Origin of the sequence: Pseudomonas sp. FEN, assembly GCF_904067045.1 — a bacterium.
Taxonomy (GTDB): Bacteria; Pseudomonadota; Gammaproteobacteria; order Pseudomonadales; family Pseudomonadaceae; genus Aquipseudomonas.
In genome coordinates this window covers 50,978-68,465 of the sequence record NZ_CAJFDC010000010.1, presented here as the reverse complement: position 1 = coordinate 68,465, position 17,488 = coordinate 50,978, and the positions used below count along the sequence as shown (strand labels likewise).

Genomic DNA, 17,488 nt, shown 5'->3' with positions numbered 1-17,488 from the left:
GAATTCTCTATTTATCAGGGCTGTCGATGGTCAGGTTCTGCTGCGCGGAGGTGCTGCTGGCCAAGGGTTGGCTGCGCCCGACCCACTCGCCCGCCGTCGGTTGGCCAGCGCGGGAAATCCGTGCAACCAGTTGGACTTCAGGAAAGTTCGACAGTTTCAATTGCGGCATCATCGCGTCGCTGTCGCCCAACTCCACTGTCGCTGGCAGGTCGGCGACGGTCAGGCGCTTGGCCGCCAACGGCGCGGGCGGCCCCTGGGTCGCCCGGGCGAAGATGAAGACGCTGTCGCCCGGCTGCACCTTGGCCTTCAGCGCCGCCGCCAACTCGACCCGCACTTTCAACAGCGCACCTTTGACCACGGGCGCCTCGATGACCTTGCCGCCGCTGGCCACCAGCTTCTCACTGGCGCGGTCGATACCGCCCTGCAACGCGGCACGGGAATTATCGTCCGGCGGTAATTGCGCCAGCAGACGTTTCCAGTAGTCGATGGCTTCCTGGTAACGCTGCCCTTCAAACGCCGCGATCCCCAGCAGGCCCAGACTGGTGACCTCTTTCGGGTCGCTCTTGAGGGCTTCGTCGGTCAGCGCCTGGACCTGCGCCGACCACTGCTTGCCATCGGCAAAGTAGCGCGCCTGGGCCCACTGCCCGAGCAACTCGGGCTGACGCCCGGCTACCTTGACCGTGCGCTCGAACATCTTCGCCGCATCGGCCGCGCGATCCTGGGCCATATAGGCACGCCCGAGGAAATACAGGCCTTCGGCCGAATCCGGCTGAGCCGCCACCGCCCGTTCCAGACGGCGGGTCATCTCTTCCACGGACTGCGGCGCCTGGGCGAACTCACGGGTCAGTTCGACCTTGTCGCTGGCGCCGAAATGCAGGTACAGCAGCAATCCCAGTACCGGCACCAGCAGCGCCGCCAGCAGCGGCAACGGCTTGCCCAGTCGCGAGACCCGAGCGGGCGCCACGTCTTCGGTATCGGCCAGCAACTCGCGGGCCGCTTCCGCCCGTCCGCTGTCCATCTGGTCGGCGTCAAGCACACCTTCGGCCTGTTGCGCCTGCAACTCGGCGACACGCTCCTGGTAGAGGGCGACGTTCAGCGCGGTACGATCTTCTTCGCGCTGCACGCGACGCTCACGCAAGATCGGAATCAACAGGAAACTCAGGGCGATCAGTAACAACAGACCTGTAGCGAGCCAGAAATCAATCATTCGGTTTTCTTATCCAGCAGGTGGTCGAGGCGCTGGCGCTCCTCGGCGGAAAGCGCGTCCGGGGCAGCGTCGCCCTCGGTGCGACGACGGCGAACGATCACGGCGATCACGATAAAGCCGACCAGCAACAGGCCGACCGGGCCGAACCAGAGCAAGGCGGTCTTGCCGCTCAGGGCCGGTTTGTAGCGCACGAAGTCGCCATAGCGGTCGACCATGAAGTCGATGATCTGCTGATTGTCCTTGCCCTCGCCGAGCATGCGGAAAATCTCCCGGCGCAGGTCGGCGGCAATCGGCGCATTGGAGTCGGCGATGTCCTGGTTCTGACACTTGGGACAACGCAGTTCCTTGGTCAGGTCGTGAAAGCGTTCACGCTCGGCATCATTGGCGAATTCATAGGTGTCGATGGCGGCATGAGCCGCGCCAACCAGACTCAGGCCCAGGGCGGCCGCGGCTAACCAGCGCTTCATGGCCGAACCTCGTCCACCAGCGACTGATACACGCTCGCCAGCTGTTCACGCCAGACGGTCTCGTCGATCACGCCGACGTGCTTGTAGCGAATCACCCCCTTGGCGTCGATGAAGAACGTCTCCGGCGCGCCATACACGCCCAGGTCCAGCCCCAGGGAGCCTTGCTCGTCGCGGATATTCAGCTGGTAGGGGTTGTGGAAATCCTTCAGCCACTTCAGTGCCTCGGCGTTGTCATCCTTGTAGTTGACGCCGTAGATCACCACGCCCTGCTGGGCCAGCTTGTTCAGCACCGGGTGCTCGACCCGGCAGGACACGCACCAGGTGCCCCAGACGTTCACCAATGCCGGCTTGCCCTGCAGGTCGGCTGGGGTCAGGGTCTTGCCGCCTTGTACCTCGGGCAGCGAGAAGGCCGGGAACGGCTTGCCGATCATCGCCGACGGCAGCTCGGACGGATCCAGGTACAGGCCGCGATAGAGGAACACCGCCATCACCAGGAACGCCGCCAGCGGCAACACCATCAACCAACGCTTCATGCAGTCGCTCCACTCATGCCCAGCGCTTCACGCACGCGGCTTTTCACTTTGACCCGATAGCGCCGGTCCAACGCCGCCAACGCACCGCCCAACGCGGTCAGCAGGCCACCGAACCAGATCCAGCGGACGAACGGCTTGACGTGCACCCGCACCGCCCAGGCGCCATTTTCCAGCGGCTCGCCGAGGGCGACGTAGAGGTCACGGGTGAAGCCGGCGTCGATACCGGCTTCGGTCATCATCGATTGCTGCACGGTATACAGCCGCTTCTCGGGGTGCAGCAGCGCGACTTCCTTGCCGTTTTCAATCACCCGGATCGTGCCCTTGTCCGAGGTGAAGTTCGGCCCTTCGAAATGCTTGGCACCTTCGAAGACGAAGTGGTAACCGGCCAGTTCCATGGACTCGCCCGGCGCCATGCGCAGGTCGCGCTCGGCGCTCTCCTGGCTCGACAGCACCACGCCGAGGGCGCAGACCGCGATGCCCAGGTGCGCCAGTTGCATGCCCCAGTAGCTGCGGGTCAGGCTTGACAGGCCCTTGATCAGACCCTTGTGACGGGTTTTGTCGAGGATGTCGCGAACTCCGGCCAACAGCACCCAGGCCGCCAGCAGGAAGGTCGCCAGCACCGCCCAGTTGAAATCGCCATAGACCAGCCCGGCCACCACCGCCAGGGCGACACTGCCCAGCAGCACCGGGGTCAACATGCCCAGCAGCCATTTCACCGGGGTGTCTTTCCAGCGCACCAGCACGCCGATCGCCATCACCACCATCAGCAGGGCCATCAGCGGAATGAACAAGGCATTGAAGTACGGCGGGCCGACGGACAGCTTGGCGCCGCTGAGGGCATCGAGTACCAGCGGGTACAAGGTACCCAGCAGGATCATCGAGGCCGCCACCACCAGCACCAGGTTGTTGCCCAGCAGCAGGGTTTCCCGCGACCACAGGTTGAAGCCGACATGGCTTTTCACTACCGGCGCGCGCAGGGCGAACAGGGTCAGCGAACCGCCGACCACGAACAGCAGGAAGATCAGAATGAACACCCCGCGCGCCGGGTCGGAGGCGAAGGCGTGCACCGAGGTCAACACCCCGGAACGCACCAGGAAGGTCCCCAGCAGGCTCAGGGAAAACGCCGCGATCGCCAGGAGCACGGTCCAGCTCTTGAACACCCCGCGCTTTTCCGTGACCGCCAGGGAGTGGATCAGCGCCGTGCCCACCAGCCAGGGCATGAACGAGGCGTTTTCCACCGGGTCCCAGAACCACCAGCCGCCCCAGCCGAGTTCGTAGTAGGCCCACCAGGAACCGAGGGTGATACCGATCCCCAGGAATGCCCAGGCGACGATGGTCCAGGGCCGCGACCAGCGCGCCCAGGCCGCGTCGAGACGACCGCCGAGCAAGGCGGCGATGGCGAAGGCGAAGGCCACCGAGAAGCCGACATAACCCATGTAGAGCATCGGTGGGTGGACGATCAGGCCGACGTCCTGCAACAGCGGGTTGAGGTCGCGACCGTCCGCTGGAATCTGCGGCAGGATCCGCGAGAACGGGTTGGAGGTCAGGATCAGGAACAGCAGGAAACCGGTGCTGATCATGCCCATCACCGCCAGCACCCGTGCCAGCATGACCTGCGGCAATTGCCGGGAGAATACCGATACGGCGAAGGTCCAGCCGCCAAGGATCAAGGCCCAGAGCAGCAACGAACCCTCGTGGGCGCCCCACACGGCGCTGAACTTGAAGTACCAGGGCAAGGCGCTGTTGGAGTTGTTGGCGACATAGCTGACGGAAAAGTCATCGGTCATGAAGGCATAGGTCAACACCCCGAAGGCGAACGCCAGGAAGGCGAACTGCCCCCAGGCCGCCGGTCGCGCCAGGCTCATCCACAGGCGATCGCCGCGCCAGGCACCGAACAGCGGGACGATGGCCTGCACCAGGGCGAGGCATAGCGCGAGGATCATGGCCAACTGGCCAAGCTCCGGTATAAAGAGTCCAGGAGCCATCGCTCAACCCTCCTTGGCAGGTGTGGGAGCGGATTGACCGCTGTCTTTCAACGCTTTGGTGACTTCTGGTGGCATGTACTTCTCATCGTGCTTGGCCAGGACTTCATCGGCCACCACCACGCCGTCGGCGTTCAGCTTGCCGAGGGCGACGATGCCCTGTCCTTCGCGGAACAGGTCCGGGAGGATGCCGCGATAGGTAATGGTGACGGACTTGTTGAAATCGGTGACCACGAACTTCACGTCCAACGAGTCAGCGGAACGTTGCAGCGAGCCCTTCTCCACCATGCCGCCGGCGCGGATCCGCGTGTCATGGGGCGCTTCGCCATTGGCGATCTGGGTCGGCGTGTAGAACAGGTTGATATTTTCCTGCAGCGCGCTCAAGGCCAGGCCCACGGCCGCGCCGACGCCGACCAGAATGGCGAGGATGATGATCAGGCGCTTTTTGCGCAACGGGTTCACTTGGCATTCTCCCGGCGCAGACGACGCGCCTCTTGTTGCAGGTAACGCCGCCGGGCCAGGATCGGCGCCGCGACGTTCAAAGCCAGCACGGCCAGGCAGATGCCATAGGCCGACCAGACATACAGGCCGTGATGGCCCATGGCGAGAAAATCGCCGAAGGAGGCAAAACTCATCGAGCCACCTCCAGTTCGTTCAGGATCTGCGCCTTGACCCAACTGGTCCGGGCCTCGCGCTTGAGCACCTCGAGGCGCATGCGCAGCAGTACCACGGCGCCGAAGAAACAGTAGAAGCCCAGCACCGTCAGCAGCAGCGGCAGCCACATTTCAGCAGGCATCGCGGGCTTTTCGGTCAGGCTGAAAGTCACCCCCTGGTGCAGGGTGTTCCACCATTCCACCGAGTATTTGATGATCGGGATATTGATCACCCCGACAATCGCCAGCACCGCGCAGGCCTTGGCCGCGCTGTCGCGATTGCTGATGGCGTTGCCCAGGGCGATCAGGCCGAAATAGAGGAACAGCAGGATCAGCATCGAGGTCAGGCGCGCATCCCAGACCCACCACGCGCCCCAGGTCGGCTTGCCCCAGATCGCCCCGGTGACCAGCGCCACGGCGGTCATCCAGGCGCCGATCGGCGCCGCGCATTGCAGCGCGATGTCGGCCAGCTTCATCTTCCACACCAGCCCCACCGCACCGCAGACCGCCAGCATCACATAGCAGGACTGGGCCAGCATCGCCGCCGGCACGTGGATGTAGATGATGCGAAAGCTGTTGCCCTGCTGGTAGTCCGGCGGCGCGAAGGCCAGGCCCCAGACCACGCCGACGCCGATCAGCAGCACGGCGGCCACGCTCAGCCAGGGCAGCAGGCGTCCGCTGATGCCATAGAACCATTTGGGCGAGCCCAGCTTATGAAACCAAGTCCAGTTCATCACGGTACATCCAAGGATCTTCGCTGGTCATCAGCTGACCAGACCTCATTATTCGCCGACGCTGATCTTCAGGCCAGCCGCTATTGCAAAAGGTGTCAGGGTCACCGCCAGGGCGGCCAGGCTGCCCAGCCAGAGCAGGTACCCCGTGGCCGGCATGCCCTGCAACGCGGCCTGCAAGGCCCCGCTGCCGAGAATCAGGACCGGGATGTACAGTGGCAGGATCAGCAGGGCCAGTAACAGGCCACCACGTTTCAACCCCACCGTCAGGGCCGCGCCCACCGCACCGAGCAGACTCAGTACCGGCGTACCCAAGAGTAGCGATAACAGCAGCACCGGCAAGCAGGCGCCGGGTAATCCGAGCATCAGCGCCAGCAACGGCGCGAGCAGGACCAGCGCCAGCCCGGAAAACACCCAGTGTGCCAGTACCTTGGCCAAAACCAGAAGGGCCAGGGGGTGCGACGAAAGGACCCACTGTTCCAGGGATCCATCTTCGAAATCACCGCGGAAAAGCCCGTCCAGCGAGAGCAGGACGGACAACAGGGCCGCCACCCAGACCAGTCCCGGAGACAAGGTTTGCAACATATTAGTCTCGGGACCGACCGCCAAGGGGAACAGCGCGATCACAATGGCGAAGAACACCAGCGGATTGGCCAGTTCCGCCGGACGGCGAAACAACAGGCGCGCCTCGCGGGCGAACAACAGGCCGAACACACTCATGCGGTCCACCGCCCCAGGTCGATATCACGGTAGCCGGCCGGCACGCGGGTCAGGGTGTGGTGAGTGGTCAGCACGATCATGCCCCCGCGCTCGCAATGGCCGGCCAGGTGTTCCTCGAGCTCGGCGACGCCCTGTTTGTCCAGGGCGGTGAACGGCTCGTCGAGAATCCACAGCGGCGGGCTGTCCAGGTGCAATCGGGCCAGGGCCACGCGCCGTTGCTGTCCGGCGGACAGGGTATGGCACGAGACATCTTCGAAACCGCGCAGCCCGACCGCCGCCAGGGCTTGCCAGATCGCCTCGCGGCCGACCGGTTGATGCAAGGCACACAGCCAGCGCAGGTTTTCTTCGGCGGTGAGCAGATCCTTGATCCCGGCGGCGTGACCAATCCACAACAATGTGCGCGCCAGCTCGCTGCGCTGGGCACTCAGCGGCTGCCCGTGGAGCCTTACCTCGCCGGCGGTCGGCTGCATCAGGCCGGCCAGCAGGCGTAGCAGGCTGGTCTTGCCGCTGCCGTTGGGGCCGCTGATCTGCAACAGGTCGCCAGGGCGCAGCTGTAACTCGAGGTGCTCGAAGAGCATCCGTCCGTCACGCTCACAGCTGAGCGCCAAGGCTTCTAGAAGAGGGCTGGTCAAATAATCGAGGCCTTTTTACAGTTCAAGTCGGCACGGGCGCAGCCGTTAAAGTGAAGCAGAATAAATGCTTTTGCAGCTCGTCCCACAGAGCTGTGTCAATTTCTGCGCTATTTTGGACACACTTTCGGAGACGGCGCCGCATTATACATGTGATGCCTTACTCTAAAGAGGGCTATTTCGACAGGCTGCGACCCAATGACAGGCGAATTTACCATCCCCCCTCTGCCCCAGCTGATCCCGGCCAACAGCCGCCCGCTGCTGCTGGCCGGCGAGTTGCTGCAGCTGACACCGCCCCTGGAAGGCCTGATCGCCCCCGGGCAGAGTGCCGAGGCCGAGGTCCTGTCCCTCAAGCAAACCGACCAGACCTTCCAGTTGCTGCTCAAGGTCACCACCGACGGCGGTCGCCAGACCACCGTGCAGGCCAGCAGCAACCTGCCGCTGCCACAAGGCGCCAGCATCGCCGTGACCCAACCGTCACCCGGCAACCTGGCGATCACCGTGCAACAGGCCCTGAGCGCCAGCGTCGCCGCCCTGACCCGCCTGGATACCACGCAACTACCGCTCGGCACCCTGCTGCAAGGCAAGGTCATGACCAGCCAGGTACTGCCACAAGTCCCGGGACAGCCGGCGGTCTATCGCTCGCTGGTGACCCTGCTCAACACGGTCCTGAGCGGTACCACCCTGACCCTCGACAGCCCGCAGCCGCTGCGCCTCGGCAGCCTGCTCAGCGCCCAGGTGCAGGGCGCGCAGAGCCTGAGCCTGGTACCGCTTGCCGCCCGCCAGGACCAACTGGCGGTGGCCCAGCAACTGGTCACCCAGCAAGGCCGGCAGGGTTCGCTCGACAGCCTGATCAACACCTTGCAGAACCTGCCCCGAAACACCGAGTTGCCCGCCGACCTGCGCGCGGCCATCAACACCCTGCTGACGGACCTGCCCGACATCAACCAGTTGAGCACCCCCAAAGGCCTGGCCCAGGCCCTGCAGAACAGCGGCCTGTTCCTCGAAGCCAGCCTGTTGCAGGGGCAAAACCCGGCCCTGACACCGGACCTCAAGGCCAACCTGCTGCGCCTGATCGCCCAGATCATGCCGCAACTACCCGGCAGCCCGAACTTTGATCCCGGGGCCGCCGCCAGCCTGCTCGCCCGCACGCTGCCGGGCTTTGTCCGCAGCGCCCTGGGCACCCTCGGCCAGGTTGGCGAGCCGGCCAAGCCGATCAGCTTTCCATTGCCCTCGCGGCTGCTGCAAAGCCTTGCCGGCGAGGGCGACCTGGAGGGGCTCCTGCGCCTGGCCGCGGCCGCCGTCTCACGCCTGCAAAGCCATCAGTTGTCGAGCCTGGAACAGACCGGGCGTACCCCCGAAGGCAATCTGCAAACCACCTGGCAGCTGGAGATTCCCATGCGCAACCTGCAAGACATCGTGCCCTTGCAGATCAAGATCCAGCATGAGGAAAGGGAGCAACAGCCCCAACAAGAGAAACGCGAACAACGCGAGCAGAAGGAACAACTGTGGCGGGTGGAATTGGCCTTCGACCTCGAGCCGCTGGGGCCGCTGCAAGTCCAGGCACAGTGGCTGCGCGGCAGCCTGTCCAGCCAGTTGTGGGCCGAACGCCCATACACCGCCAGCCTGATCGCCAGCCAATTGGGCGAACTGCGCGAGCGCTTGCGCGCCTCGGGCCTGAACGTCAGCGACCTCGATTGCCATCAGGGCACCCCGCCCCAGGGCAAGCAAACCCGATTGGAACAACGCTGGGTCGACGAAACCGCATGAAGAATCCCAACACCCCACGCCAGGCCATTGCCCTCAAGTACGACGGCCAACAGGCCCCGACCCTCACCGCCAAGGGGGACGAGGAACTGGCCGAAGCCATTCTGAAACTGGCCCGCGACTATGAAGTACCGATCTACGAGAATGCCGAGCTGGTGAAACTGCTGGCCCGGATGGAGCTGGGCGACAGTATTCCAGAGGAGCTGTACCGGACCATCGCCGAGATCATCGCCTTTGCCTGGAACCTCAAAGGAAAATTCCCGGCGGGTCAGGATCCCAATGCGCCACCGATAGAGAAGGATATTACTGAGCGTGGGGAGGATTACTGACTCAGAAAATCACTTGCAAACGGCTTGAATCATAAGAATATGGACATCCCCATCCTTCCGATGAGGAACACAAGCAGAATCAAAAAGAATATTCGAATACAGCCACTTCCATAACGCAGCGCTAAGAAAACCCCAGCAATGGAGCCTGCAATATTGCATACGGCAACGACGCCACCTATTGCCCACAAAACGTTACCAGAGGGGATAAAAAACATTAGCGCCGCGCTAAATGTTCCTAAATTAACCAGTTTTGCTGAAGCTGAGGCATTTAGAAAGTCGAACCCAAAATATCTTACAAAAACAAAAAGTAGAAGGCTGCCGCTACCGGGCCCGAACACGCCATCATAAAAACCGATTAATCCGCCCCAAAAAATCCCCAGCAGAACTTCTTTCCTTCCGACCTGAATATTAGAACCGACTCGACCCAAGTCTTTTTTTAGAAAAATATAAATAGCCATCACTATTAAAACAAAGAAAGCAACATACTCCATAAGCCTCTTTGGAACGAGAGAAACAGAGAGCGCGCCAAAGAAGGCAAAGATAAAAGCTGAAATCATAGTTGGAAGCATAAGTCTCCATATGATTTTTATTCTTTTGAGATAGGTGAATATGGAAGAGAAGCTACCCGCCAAAACAGATAGCTTGTTGGTTCCAAAAACCGTAGCCAAACTGTATTGGGGTAAAGCGTGGAAAAGTGCTGGCAGCTGCACAAGCCCACCTCCGCCAACGGCCGCATCAATCAAGCCACCGCAAAAAGCAAAGAAGCCTAACGCAATCACGGAGTATTCAAAGTCCATATAAAGTATCCAATCAGGATTTGCGTTCTTGAGTAGTCACTATGAAACCCCATCTATAGGGACGCTACGAAAATTAATCACTACATCGACCAGCATACTTAAAGCCGCATAAAAAACTGTGGACTTGGATATACGAGGACACAAGATGAGTACCAGCAACACATCAGCCTGTCGAGGTCAAAGCCACATGCAAAGAATTGAATGCTTTTCCAACACGCTGATTATAATCCAACATTATTTCTTTTAGGCGATCAACCTCAAATCTTAGATCTACCGTTCGACCATAGGTTTGTGCTGCAGCCAAAGCATGTAGGCCGTGCTTGTTTTCTACTTCTCCAGCATGGCCCAATACATATCCTTTTGCATTTCGCAGATCCTGAACGTTGCTGCTCAATAAGGGGTTAAAAGAAAGAAGTTTTTTCTCAATGTGTTGAGCGAGAAAATTATATTCTCGTCCGTTCCAAAGCTCTGAAGCGATGGAGACCATCATAGCATCCATGATGGATTGTTTATGCTCAATAGAATTCATGGGGGATTTATGTTCCGCTACGCCAGTAGCGTAGAGGAATGCAGAGAACAGCTCACATGCATCAACTTTATACTGACTTTCTACCCAGTCAGGCGCACCAAAGGCAGCCGTCATATAATCGTACATGCCATCATGTCCTTTGTGTCCGAGGCCGAAATCATCTTTCGCAACCTCATGCATGTGTGCCATAACGTTATGGTATCCAGCTCGCCTTTCGGCAGATACGGATAGAGCGTCCGCAGATAAACGCATGATAATTTTGGCGGAGACTAAGCTAGTTGTCTTGTGGGTTTCATTCCACCCATTGAAAAATTTCAAAACACCAACATCTGTCTTGTCTTTTTTGAGAAAGGCTTTAAATGCATTTTCGGCGTAGGTCTGTGCCTCTTGAGTACTCGGATGGCAAAGTACTTCGTGCATCGCATTTTGAATCTCAGCTATTTGATCAACCTGCGCAAATAGAGGCCCCCTCTGAAAGTTGCCGAATATATCTCGACCTGGTATTTTTAAATTTCCGAGATAACTGGTTAACGCTTCAATAAAAATCTCACCAAACTGGTGCATCGACTTGCTTGACTTGTTTTGCTCAAATATTTGGAAATGACTTCGCAATGATTCCGAGCTCATGATTTCGCCTTTATTTTTGAAGAGCTACATCGGTCCGCCATGAATGAAATTTCTTATTGCCCTTATTAAGGGTATTTTTATCCCACCCAAAAACAATCGAATGTTTTTCAATCTAAATAAATGATTTCATTCTTGTCAACCTCTTAACGCGAGGAGGGTTACGCACTGAAGAACTTTAGCTCTTCAAAAATACTCTACGTGTAAGATAGTTCACACAATGTTTGCAGTCTACCGTTGATAACAACGGCTCTAGATGGGGATCTTTTTTGTAGGACGCACTGCAACCCAGAAGTACTCGGCTCGAAATTTCTTGTAACAGAATCGAGAAGCTTTTTTCTTGGCAGACAGAAGAGAGCTGTTTACCAGCAGCCTAGCTTTTACCTTTTAACTGATCAGCCTTCCTTCAAGCCCTTCTCCTTTGCCCCTACGTCACCCTACAGCCCTCAAATATAAGACCTTGTAGCCTGATTCTGATTTTCTTTTCGAGCATTCAACACTACTACCAACAGGTCCAAACTCCGTATTTTCCCCTTGCAGGAGGAACAACGGATGTTCACCTCGGCGAATCAATCGCGCTTCACCTTCACCCTTCCAGGCTTCGAACAGGAGCTGGAAGTCCTGGCGTTCAAGGGCACGGAGGCCATCAGCCAACCTTACCGCTTCGAACTGGAACTGGTCAGCCGGCACCCGGACCTGAACCTTGAGGAGTTGCTGCACAAACAGGGCTTTCTCGCCTTCGATGCCGGCAACGCGGGTATTCACGGCCAGGTCCATGGCATCGGCCAGGGCGATACCGACCAGCGCTGGACGCATTATCAACTCACCCTCGTACCCCGGCTGACCTATCTGAGCCATCGCTTCAACCAGCGCATCTTCCAGAACCGCAGCGTGCCGCAGATCATCGCCCAGGTGCTCAAGGACCATGGCATTCTCGACAACGCCTTCAGCTTCAACCTCGCCCAGCCCTTACCCGCTCGCGAATACTGTGTGCAGTACAACGAGTCCGACCTGGATTTCATCCAGCGGCTGTGTGCCGAAGACGGTCTGCACTATCACTTCCAACACCATCCGCAGGGCCATCACCTGGCCTTCGGTGATGACCAGAGCTTCTTTCGCCGACTGCCCGATGCGGTGCCCTATGTGCCGGACAGCGGCGCCGTGGCCGCGACTCCGAGCATCAAGGCCTTTGACCTGCGCCTGGAAACCCGCAGCACCCGGGCGACCTTGCGCGACTACGACTTCGAACACCCCGGCGCGCGCCTGGAAAACAGCGCCTGCACGTTCCACTCCCTGCCGCAACCAGACCTTGAGGATTACCACTACCCCGGTCGCTACAAGCGCGACGAATATGGTCGACAGCACAACCGGCGCCGGTTGGAAAGCCATCGAAGCGACTACCGCCAGGCCTCGGGCAAAAGCGATGAACCACGGCTGGCCAGTGGACATTTCCTGCCCCTGATCGACCATCCGCAGTCGGACTGGAACGCGCTCTGGCTGTTGACCCGGCTTGTCCACGAAGGCCAGCAGCCGCAGGTGCTGGAAGAGTCGGCGGCGAGCCCGAACAGTACCGACAGCGACTTCCGCCAGGGTTATCGCAATAGCTTTCTCGCCACGCCGTGGGATGTGTTCTTTCGTCCGCCGCGGCAAGCACGCGCATCCCGTCGCCTGAATGCCCAGACCGCCATCGTCAGCGGCCCGCCCGGCGAAGAAATCCACTGCGACGAATATGGTCGGGTGAAGGTCAAGTTCCACTGGGACCGCTCGGACGAAACCGCTGCCCACAGCAGTTGCTGGTTGCGAGTGGCATCCGGCTGGGCCGGCCCGGGTCACGGTGCCGTCAGCCTGCCCCGGGTCGGCATGGAAGTGCTGGTGACCTTTCTGGAAGGCGACCCGGATCACCCGTTGATCGTCGGTTGCCTGAACAACCCCGCGCAGCCAACGCCCTACCCGCTACCGGCCCACAAGACCCGCAGCGTATTCAAGAGCCTGAGCAGTCCGGGCGGTGGCGGCAGTAATGAACTGCGTATCGAAGATCTCAAAGGCCAGGAACAGATCTATCTGCATGCCCAGCGCGATTGGCAACAACAGATCGGGCACAACCTGTCGGTCACCGTCGGCCATGAACGGCATGAGTGCGTGGCGGCCAACAGCTACTGCGAGCTCAAGGCGCAGGAGCACCACACCGTGCACCAGGACCGCCGGGTCGAAGTGAAAGGCGATGACTACCTGATGGTTGGCAACAGCCAACAGGTGAAGGCCGGACGGGGTTATTTCATCGATGCCGGGCAGGAGATCCACCTGCGGGCCGGAGCCAAGGTGGTGATCGAGGCGGACGAGGAACTGACCTTCAAAGTCGGCGGGCATTTCATCAAGCTCGACGCCAACGGCATCACCTTGAACGGCCCCGAGGCCGACGAGGCCCCGGGCGTCGGCTCTGGACCGCGGATCAAGGGGCCGTTGCTGCCAGGGGCGGTGGAACACGCGCCGCCGCCGTTGCGGCTGGAAGCCGCCGTCGCCGAAGGGGGGCGGGAACAGCAGCAGACAGAACTGGCGATCGATACGGGGTTTTCCGACTGAACCCCACCGCGCCCTTCAACCCAGACAGGAATTCACAGATGAGCGTGCCGCGATGACAGTGATGTTCATAACTAAAAACTGGTCATTTCCCTTAAAGGGAGAGCATCAGACCCCTTACGATCCCCACCGCGACTTCAAGGCCTTGGCAAAGGCCGAAGGCGGTTACTACCCATTGGGACGGCGAGGGCTTTGGCACGGAGGCATTCATTTCGATGACGCCACGGGTTTGATCTCGGACAAACGCGAGGTCTTTTGCCTGGCCGACGGCGAGGTGATCGCCTATCGCATCGACGAACACTATCCGACCTCGAGCTTCGAGCAGCGTTCGACGGTGTTTTCCAGCGGCTTTGTACTGGTCAGGCATCGCTTGCAACCGCCTCCCCTTACAGGCATCTCGTATGCACCTCCCGCGCCGACATTGACTGTGTACAGCCTGTACATGCACCTGCTGGATTGGGCGGCTTACCAGGCCAGCCCAGGGTTGCTCCGCCCCGCGTTCTGGGGCGGCGGCGTCTATCGGATCAAAGCCAATGCACAGGACAAGACCCTTGGGTTGAGGGTCCGGGCCGCACCGAAAGGTCAAGCGGATCATGGGCTGATCCTGGCTGTCCTGCCACGGGGCACAACCGTCATGACCAAGACCGCGCCGGAGGCGGACAAATGGTTGGAGATTATCAGCGTCAGCCCCGCGATCCAGGGACTGGCACCGTCCACTGGCTGGGTGTTCAAAGCAGAAATGACAGCCTTGGGGCCGGATCGCTATCTGATCGGCAATGGCGCCAGGGATGCTCCCGCCGAGCAGCAGACCGGCTTGAACGTTCGCGCCACGGCCAATGCCCATGGTCATCCACTGGGGCTATTACCTGTCGGCAGCACAATCAGGATCGGCAACGCGGGAGCAGTGGGCAAATTCCGCAAATTGCTGAAAATCGTCAGCGGCGAGTGTGTGCCGCCTCTGGTGGTCGATGAGCACGATCCTCTACCGGGTTTTGTCTGGCTGGATGCGCTGGAGGCCAACAGCGAACCAGAAGCAAGGAATCGCGTTGTCGTGCTGGAGGAACCGATCAGGATCAAGGCCGGCGAACTGATCGGCCATGTCGGCAAATATCAGGAACTCAGCGAGGACAGCCCCAGGAACCTCCTGCACCTGGAGGTTTTCAGCTGCGAGGATGTGCCCGGCTTTATCGCTCGAAGTCGTGAGTACGCCGCTTATCTTCCCACCGACCAACGCACTTTGTTGAAACTCTACAAAGGCAGCAGCCGGGTGGTCCCCCACCGTGAAGATATCAACAGCCATAACCCGCCGGACATCAACGACCCCGGAGCGCTGCTGGGTGCACAAATGATCCTGCCGGTCGGGATGCTGGAGTCTTTGCCACCCGAGTCGAAATTGAGCGTCACCGAAACTCTCCCCGGCACCTCCATCACTTACACCCGCCGCTGGTGGCGCCTGGAAAATCAGTTGCCGAACGAATCCGGTGAAATCGTCGGCGGTTGGGTATTGGAGCAGGACCTGCTGACGACTCGTCATAGTCCGTGGGAATGGGAGGGGTATGAATGTATCAGCGAGACCAGTCGAAATGCCGACAACCTTGCACACCATCTTTCATGGCAGGCGGACCTGAGCACTGAGCAGCGTCGTCATTACCGAGCCTTGGCGAACAGCGCCGGAAAAGGGCCGATCCGCTCACGGCTGCACGGGCTCCTGAATATCGGCGCGAACGAACGCCTGGGACACGAGGAAATCCGTGCCGCACGGGGCAGGCCTTGGCATGCGCAAGCGATGGGCCGACTGATTACCCATTATGAAAGCGAGTGGTTCTGGAATGCGCAAAAGTGGGATGAGCTGGATGCGCTCTGGGCCCAAACGGGACGCGTCAGGCCTGAGCAATGGCAGGTTGCAAAAGCGCGGATAAAGAAACTGTCGTGGTGGGCGGAGTTGGCTGGGCGGCATGGGATCAGTCTGGAGGGTAAGGCGTGGCACTTCCATATGATCGTGTTGATGATGAGTTTTCACAGCGACAAAAACGTCGTATATCAAAAACCAGGTCGAATTACATTCGACGCTGAAGGTAATGACATTCCGGGCTCTCCTTATTACAGTCGCCATATCCACTGGCCCGGAAATAATCTATCGGGGGTAACAATAGGCCGAGGTTACGATATGGGCACAAGAAGCCAATCAGAAATTTATAACCATATGCTTGCGGCGGGCATCCCTCATGTTCAAGCCTCAAAACTCGCCGAGGCGGCCGGCCTAAAGGGTAGTCAGGCGGCCCAATTCGTCAACGACCATCTCGCGCCAATAGGAAACATCACACACAAACAAGAGCACGCCCTCTTTGACTTGATTTATCCAGATTATATCAACAGAACGATAGTCAACTATAACAATTGGACAGAAGACCTAGCCGAACGGGAGGCATGGGAATCACTTAACCCCATCATCAAAGATATCCTTGTCGATTTCGTTTATCAAGGTTTTACCGCCGGTCCAAACCCAATGAAAGCAGGCATGAAAAATAGCTTTTCCGAACTGATAAATTATATAGAAAACACACAAACAATCAGTCAATACGAACCAGCCCGGCAGCGCGCAAACTACTTAAGAAAGCACCAACAATGACCATTATCAAAAAAAGACTTAGCCATCTATTTTCCGTGACTTTGTGGTTGCTAGCAGGCAACACCCACGCACTTGACTGCACAAATATAACAGTCAGCGCGCAAATAGACATTTGTGCAAACGTAGAAAAAGAAAGCGCAGATAAAAAACTCAATGAGAGTTACAAAAAATTGATCACCCGAATCAAAGAACAATACAGTCCCTCTCCAGAAACTGGGGACCGCTACCTTTCAAAACTCAAAAACTCTCAACGAGCCTGGCTAGCGTTACGCGATAGTAACTGTGAGCTTGAATCTTTTTTAGCTGACCCGTCCTCTCCTGCCCATGAAACGCTCATCAACAACTGCATCACAAAAATGAGTCAGAAGCGATCAATCTACCTGGACAGAATACAACCCTGATATTGGTAGAATCTGACAATAAGAGGCTTCTGAAATTATCGATTATGACAAGGCGCGGATAGCGCCAGCTTGCTCGTGCTCCGCGCCATCACCCTCCATTCAGGTCGCCGGCCGAATCACCCCAATCAAGGTCTGCAACGAATAACCCAGGCGCGGCGCCAGTTCATCGGCCCGTCCCTGCAACGCACGCATGTCCAGTTCCTGGTCGAGGTCCGCCGGCACGATCAGGATGACATTGCCCTCCTTCACCGGCAGCTCCCAGTAGTGCCGGTGATAAAGCCCGCGCAACAACGCCGCGCCCAGTGGCTTGCCGTCATCGGTGGCCCATTGGTTGATCACCAGCCAGCCACCGGGATTGAGTTTTTTCTGACAGTTTTCCAGAAAGCTCCAGGCCAGATGACCGACACCGGGGCCGACATCGGTATACAGGTCGACGAAGATCAGGTCGGCCGACTCCGCCGTCTCCAGCAGGTCCAGCGCGTCGCCGACGCGGATATACAGGCGCGGATCGTCATCCAGCCCCAGGTACTCGATGGCCAGGCGTGGCACCTCCGGGCGCAACTCGATCGCCTCGACATCCTCCAGCGGCAGGAACCGCAAGCACGCCTGGGTCAGGGTGCCGGCCCCCAAACCGAGAAACAGCGCACTCTCCGGCGCCTCGTGGCACAAAGCGCCGATCAGCATGGCCCGCGTGTAGTCGTACTCCAGCCAACTGGGGTCGGCGGTGAACACACAACTCTGCTCGATGGCATCGCCAAACTCGAGAAAGCGGTAATCGTCCACTTCAAGGACTCGAATCATGCCGAAGGCATCGTGCACTTCAGCGAGCAGACGCTCCACGCGCTCCTCAGCCATTTCATATCCTTGCAAGCGGGAAAAGCGCAATTGTCAGCCAAGCCGACAGAGCAGGTCA

The 17,488-nt window shown here is 59.1% G+C and carries 17 protein-coding genes; 5 read left to right on the top strand and 12 right to left on the bottom strand.

Annotation, left to right across the window (positions count from 1 at the left end; translation table 11 throughout):
* Positions 1 to 7: 7 nt before the first annotated feature.
* From ccmI to ccmA, 9 genes are read right to left on the bottom strand one after another with little or no spacing between them, the layout of a single operon-like run.
* Entirely contained in the window at positions 8 to 1,207 is a 1,200-nt protein-coding gene (gene ccmI / locus PFEN_RS09055) for a c-type cytochrome biogenesis protein CcmI (RefSeq protein ID WP_191486501.1), read from the bottom strand.
* Positions 1,204 to 1,674, bottom strand: coding sequence for a cytochrome c-type biogenesis protein (locus PFEN_RS09050; protein ID WP_191486500.1), 471 nt, complete (start codon positions 1,672 to 1,674; stop codon positions 1,204 to 1,206). Before PFEN_RS09050 ends, ccmI begins: the two co-directional genes overlap by 4 nt.
* Entirely contained in the window at positions 1,671 to 2,207 is a 537-nt protein-coding gene (locus PFEN_RS09045) for a DsbE family thiol:disulfide interchange protein (RefSeq protein WP_191486499.1), read from the bottom strand. Before PFEN_RS09045 ends, PFEN_RS09050 begins: the two co-directional genes overlap by 4 nt.
* Positions 2,204 to 4,192, bottom strand: coding sequence for a heme lyase CcmF/NrfE family subunit (locus PFEN_RS09040; protein WP_191486498.1), 1,989 nt, complete (start codon positions 4,190 to 4,192; stop codon positions 2,204 to 2,206). Before PFEN_RS09040 ends, PFEN_RS09045 begins: the two co-directional genes overlap by 4 nt.
* Before the next feature lie 3 nt (positions 4,193 to 4,195).
* Positions 4,196 to 4,651, bottom strand: a complete 456-nt coding sequence (gene ccmE, locus PFEN_RS09035) for a cytochrome c maturation protein CcmE (RefSeq protein WP_191486497.1) — start codon at positions 4,649 to 4,651, stop codon at positions 4,196 to 4,198.
* The gene (gene ccmD, locus PFEN_RS09030) at positions 4,648 to 4,824 is read right to left on the bottom strand and encodes a heme exporter protein CcmD (protein ID WP_040065763.1); all 177 of its coding nucleotides are present in this window, start codon (positions 4,822 to 4,824) and stop codon (positions 4,648 to 4,650) included. The genes ccmE and ccmD overlap by 4 nt, the downstream gene beginning before the upstream one ends.
* On the bottom strand, positions 4,821 to 5,579 hold the full coding sequence (locus PFEN_RS09025; RefSeq protein ID WP_191486496.1) for a heme ABC transporter permease: 759 nt from the start codon (positions 5,577 to 5,579) through the stop codon (positions 4,821 to 4,823). Before PFEN_RS09025 ends, ccmD begins: the two co-directional genes overlap by 4 nt.
* A gap of 45 nt (positions 5,580 to 5,624) precedes the next feature.
* Entirely contained in the window at positions 5,625 to 6,293 is a 669-nt protein-coding gene (ccmB, locus tag PFEN_RS09020; protein WP_191486495.1) for a heme exporter protein CcmB, read from the bottom strand.
* Positions 6,290 to 6,871 carry a cytochrome c biogenesis heme-transporting ATPase CcmA gene (gene ccmA, locus PFEN_RS09015; protein ID WP_263596602.1) on the bottom strand — a complete coding sequence of 194 codons (582 nt, stop codon included), beginning with the start codon at positions 6,869 to 6,871 and terminating at the stop codon, positions 6,290 to 6,292. Before ccmA ends, ccmB begins: the two co-directional genes overlap by 4 nt.
* Before the next feature lie 249 nt (positions 6,872 to 7,120).
* On the opposite strand from ccmA, the gene PFEN_RS09010 reads away from it, so the two are divergent.
* Both PFEN_RS09010 and PFEN_RS09005 read left to right on the top strand, forming a co-directional pair.
* The gene (locus tag PFEN_RS09010) at positions 7,121 to 8,692 is read left to right on the top strand and encodes a flagellar hook-length control protein FliK (RefSeq protein ID WP_191486493.1); all 1,572 of its coding nucleotides are present in this window, start codon (positions 7,121 to 7,123) and stop codon (positions 8,690 to 8,692) included.
* Positions 8,689 to 9,018, top strand: coding sequence for an EscU/YscU/HrcU family type III secretion system export apparatus switch protein (locus PFEN_RS09005; protein ID WP_191486492.1), 330 nt, complete (start codon positions 8,689 to 8,691; stop codon positions 9,016 to 9,018). Before PFEN_RS09010 ends, PFEN_RS09005 begins: the two co-directional genes overlap by 4 nt.
* Positions 9,019 to 9,047: 29 nt before the next feature.
* Here PFEN_RS09005 and PFEN_RS09000 read toward each other — a convergent pair whose 3' ends face one another.
* Both PFEN_RS09000 and PFEN_RS08995 read right to left on the bottom strand, forming a co-directional pair.
* A complete protein-coding gene (locus PFEN_RS09000; RefSeq protein WP_191486491.1) occupies positions 9,048 to 9,815 on the bottom strand; it encodes a sulfite exporter TauE/SafE family protein in 768 nt (255 codons plus the stop codon).
* A 163-nt stretch (positions 9,816 to 9,978) separates the two neighbouring features.
* Positions 9,979 to 10,971, bottom strand: a complete 993-nt coding sequence (locus PFEN_RS08995) for a hypothetical protein (protein WP_224770932.1) — start codon at positions 10,969 to 10,971, stop codon at positions 9,979 to 9,981.
* 549 nt (positions 10,972 to 11,520) lie between these two features.
* On the opposite strand from PFEN_RS08995, the gene tssI reads away from it, so the two are divergent.
* Genes tssI through PFEN_RS08980 form a run of 3 tightly spaced genes read left to right on the top strand, consistent with a single transcriptional unit; the run spans position 11,521 to position 16,575 of the window.
* A complete protein-coding gene (gene tssI / locus PFEN_RS08990) occupies positions 11,521 to 13,548 on the top strand; it encodes a type VI secretion system tip protein TssI/VgrG (protein WP_191486490.1) in 2,028 nt (675 codons plus the stop codon).
* A 52-nt stretch (positions 13,549 to 13,600) separates the two neighbouring features.
* Positions 13,601 to 16,174, top strand: coding sequence for a hypothetical protein (locus PFEN_RS08985; RefSeq protein WP_191486489.1), 2,574 nt, complete (start codon positions 13,601 to 13,603; stop codon positions 16,172 to 16,174).
* Entirely contained in the window at positions 16,171 to 16,575 is a 405-nt protein-coding gene (locus PFEN_RS08980) for a lysozyme inhibitor LprI family protein (RefSeq protein ID WP_191486488.1), read from the top strand. Before PFEN_RS08985 ends, PFEN_RS08980 begins: the two co-directional genes overlap by 4 nt.
* A 99-nt stretch (positions 16,576 to 16,674) precedes the next feature.
* Here PFEN_RS08980 and PFEN_RS08975 read toward each other — a convergent pair whose 3' ends face one another.
* Positions 16,675 to 17,430 carry a spermidine synthase gene (locus tag PFEN_RS08975; protein ID WP_191486487.1) on the bottom strand — a complete coding sequence of 252 codons (756 nt, stop codon included), beginning with the start codon at positions 17,428 to 17,430 and terminating at the stop codon, positions 16,675 to 16,677.
* Positions 17,431 to 17,488 lie beyond the last annotated feature (58 nt).

Excerpts from the sequence above, each read along its gene's own strand:
- ccmI (WP_191486501.1), bottom strand. The coding sequence starts at position 1,207 with ATGATTGATTTCTGGCTCGCTACAGGTCTGTTGTTACTGATCGCCCTG.
- PFEN_RS09050 (WP_191486500.1), bottom strand. The coding sequence starts at position 1,674 with ATGAAGCGCTGGTTAGCCGCGGCCGCCCTGGGCCTGAGTCTGGTTGGC.
- PFEN_RS09045 (WP_191486499.1), bottom strand. The coding sequence starts at position 2,207 with ATGAAGCGTTGGTTGATGGTGTTGCCGCTGGCGGCGTTCCTGGTGATG.
- PFEN_RS09040 (WP_191486498.1), bottom strand. The coding sequence starts at position 4,192 with ATGGCTCCTGGACTCTTTATACCGGAGCTTGGCCAGTTGGCCATGATC.
- ccmD (WP_040065763.1), bottom strand. The coding sequence starts at position 4,824 with ATGAGTTTTGCCTCCTTCGGCGATTTTCTCGCCATGGGCCATCACGGC.
- ccmB (WP_191486495.1), bottom strand. The coding sequence starts at position 6,293 with ATGAGTGTGTTCGGCCTGTTGTTCGCCCGCGAGGCGCGCCTGTTGTTT.
- ccmA (WP_263596602.1), bottom strand. The coding sequence starts at position 6,871 with ATGCTCTTCGAGCACCTCGAGTTACAGCTGCGCCCTGGCGACCTGTTG.
- PFEN_RS09010 (WP_191486493.1), top strand. The coding sequence starts at position 7,121 with ATGACAGGCGAATTTACCATCCCCCCTCTGCCCCAGCTGATCCCGGCC.
- PFEN_RS09005 (WP_191486492.1), top strand. The coding sequence starts at position 8,689 with ATGAAGAATCCCAACACCCCACGCCAGGCCATTGCCCTCAAGTACGAC.
- PFEN_RS09000 (WP_191486491.1), bottom strand. The coding sequence starts at position 9,815 with ATGGACTTTGAATACTCCGTGATTGCGTTAGGCTTCTTTGCTTTTTGC.
- PFEN_RS08995 (WP_224770932.1), bottom strand. The coding sequence starts at position 10,971 with ATGAGCTCGGAATCATTGCGAAGTCATTTCCAAATATTTGAGCAAAAC.
- tssI (WP_191486490.1), top strand. The coding sequence starts at position 11,521 with ATGTTCACCTCGGCGAATCAATCGCGCTTCACCTTCACCCTTCCAGGC.
- PFEN_RS08985 (WP_191486489.1), top strand. The coding sequence starts at position 13,601 with ATGACAGTGATGTTCATAACTAAAAACTGGTCATTTCCCTTAAAGGGA.
- PFEN_RS08980 (WP_191486488.1), top strand. The coding sequence starts at position 16,171 with ATGACCATTATCAAAAAAAGACTTAGCCATCTATTTTCCGTGACTTTG.
- PFEN_RS08975 (WP_191486487.1), bottom strand. The coding sequence starts at position 17,430 with ATGGCTGAGGAGCGCGTGGAGCGTCTGCTCGCTGAAGTGCACGATGCC.